Origin of the sequence: Mesorhizobium sp. L2C066B000, assembly GCF_000502335.1 — a bacterium.
Lineage (GTDB): Bacteria > Pseudomonadota > Alphaproteobacteria > Rhizobiales > Rhizobiaceae > Mesorhizobium.
This window is the reverse complement of sequence record NZ_AYWZ01000047.1, coordinates 1-2022: the sequence shown is the minus strand read 5'-3', so window position 1 is coordinate 2022 and position 2022 is coordinate 1. Positions and strand designations below refer to the sequence as shown.

The following is a 2022-nucleotide window of genomic DNA, read 5'->3' as shown; positions in this document are numbered from 1 at the left end:
CTGCGATCAACTCTTCGCCGCCCAGAAGCTCAATCGTCTCGGCCCAGCCGTCATCAACAAGCGATTCGTGTGTCATCGCAGTGTCGAATCACACCCGATTCCGCAGGGCAATACCTATCTTAGCGCCTATGGCGTCGACGGTGGGATGGACTACAGCCTCCGGATTGATCTCTCGGAGTTTGGCCTTGTAGCCTAGTTTGGCGGTCAACCATGAGAGCCACGTAGGGGTCCGGCAAACAAAGGCCTGTGATCTTGAGCCGAAGCCAGGGCTTGTTGGCTCACTTGGCTTCGCCCAGTTCCAGCCTCAGCTTGTGCAGGAAGGTTTCGAGAGTGCCCTCGTCTTTCGGCCAATCCGTTGGCATAGACGGTCTTTAAGGCGGAGTCCTTGTAACGGACCGTGCGGCTACGAGCCGGCCTCGGCTACTTTGCGTCCGAATTGGCGTTATGCTAGTATCGAGGATTTATTAGCTAGGTGTGGGACATGGGCATTAACGATATTTCGACAGATCCATTGGCTGACCTCGAGGACGCTTGTGACCTTATGGATGGCAGTTGCGCCGGGCGCACTCACTTCATCCTCCACCAGACCGTGGACGGAAAGCTCACCTACGACACAGTGAAGCCTTGGATTGGAAAAAAGCGTAACAAGTCGCACGCGGTAATTCTCAAAACGGGAGAGGTGGTCCATTTGTGGCCATTCCAAGAGACGAACGTGTGGGCGACGAAGGCAGAGTCCGGCTTGAAGCCAAAGAACGGAAAGCTGCCTAAGTTCGACCTTAAGGGCAAGGCAATTAACATTGAAATAGACTACGAGGAGGGGGGCTCTCCGAACTCGGCGCAGTACACGAGCCTAGCGGCTTGTTATATTGGCGCTTGCCGTACGGTCGATCGAGTTCTCACGATCGTGCCACATATAGAAATCGATCGCGGGATTCCGGACGGCCACAGTGACCCGCAGAACTTCAATTACACGGGATTCTACGAGCGATTGAACGATCTGGGCGTGGACATGGATCGGGTTCCTCGGTTCGACCATGACCGATATTGGGCAAAGGAGTCGTACAAGGTCCCGTACGCGGATGATTGGTTTTCATGGCCACCGGTGCTGACCGGCGACCCGCATGCCAAACCCAAGGGGGTCGAGCGAGTGGCGAGCCCGCACGGCGATCAGCGCGAGTGGGCAGGGATGCTGTCGAAAGATGCCAGCTTTCACCTCGTTTCAACTGGCGCGATTGGGGTCAAAGAGTTCGATCGCCTCATTCGAAGACTTGAGCAGGAGAGGGAGATTCTTGCCGAGGAAACCGAGGAGCGGGATGAAAACTGAGACGACCACGCGCCACGATCTTCCAAACGTTGATCATTACTGGGGCAGCGGCATTCTGAGGCGAGCCAGTGCTCGAGAAGGGTTCGCCGTTCTGCGCGGGCAATCGGGTGTATTTTGGGAATCGGCACGAATGGCGGACGGGAGCTAGCATCTTGTGAGTCATCTAGGAATTGCTGAAACTCCGAGCGCAAAGATGCCACAGGTGGGCTGCTGATAGCTACGCCTGAAGGAGCGCACTTCAGACAGTCGCTTATCGATGTATGAAGTTAGGTCCTTGAGATAAACGCCTTTGGCACTCTTCTGGCTTCTTTCCTGCTCTGGCTAGCGGAAGCTCAATTTTTCCAGCGCTCACTGTACGAAAAAATTGGTGAGCGTCTGTTGTTCGGCAGCCATCGGCAAGCGCTCAGAGGCGCCGAAGGCGCGTTCGTCATGTTGCTCCCATCTGGGCGCCGTCGTCCGATTGCAAAGGAGCAAAGGGCGTGATCGCAAGCTAGTCGAGGCGCTCGGCAAGGCAGCTCCGCCGGTTGTGTGCGTCAAGTTTTGCAAAATGGGGCGGCCATGATGCTGGTCATGCGGCTTGGCGCAGAGCGAGCTTCTTGTGCTCGCGCAGGTCGTCCATGTTGATGTATCGGTTGGCCTCCATCAGTTTTCATTGGTTTCGACGGCCAACGCCCTGACCAGGCGCAGGCAGCTTTCGG

The 2022-nt window shown here is 56.2% G+C and carries 2 protein-coding genes and 1 pseudogene; 2 read left to right on the top strand and 1 reads right to left on the bottom strand.

Annotation, left to right across the window (positions count from 1 at the left end):
- Both X733_RS1000000170535 and X733_RS136540 read left to right on the top strand, forming a co-directional pair.
- The coding region (locus tag X733_RS1000000170535) for a hypothetical protein (protein WP_210163789.1) at positions 1 to 196 on the top strand (196 nt) is incomplete at its 5' end.
- 285 nt (positions 197 to 481) lie between these two features.
- Positions 482 to 1324, top strand: coding sequence for an N-acetylmuramoyl-L-alanine amidase (locus tag X733_RS136540; RefSeq protein ID WP_023702986.1), 843 nt, complete (start codon positions 482 to 484; stop codon positions 1322 to 1324).
- Positions 1325 to 1892: 568 nt separating this feature from the next.
- Here the strand turns inward: X733_RS136540 and X733_RS1000000170045 are convergent.
- Positions 1893 to 2022: pseudogene (locus X733_RS1000000170045) on the bottom strand (IS256 family transposase); the annotation flags it as partial.

Excerpts from the sequence above, each read along its gene's own strand:
- X733_RS136540 (WP_023702986.1), top strand. The coding sequence starts at position 482 with ATGGGCATTAACGATATTTCGACAGATCCATTGGCTGACCTCGAGGAC.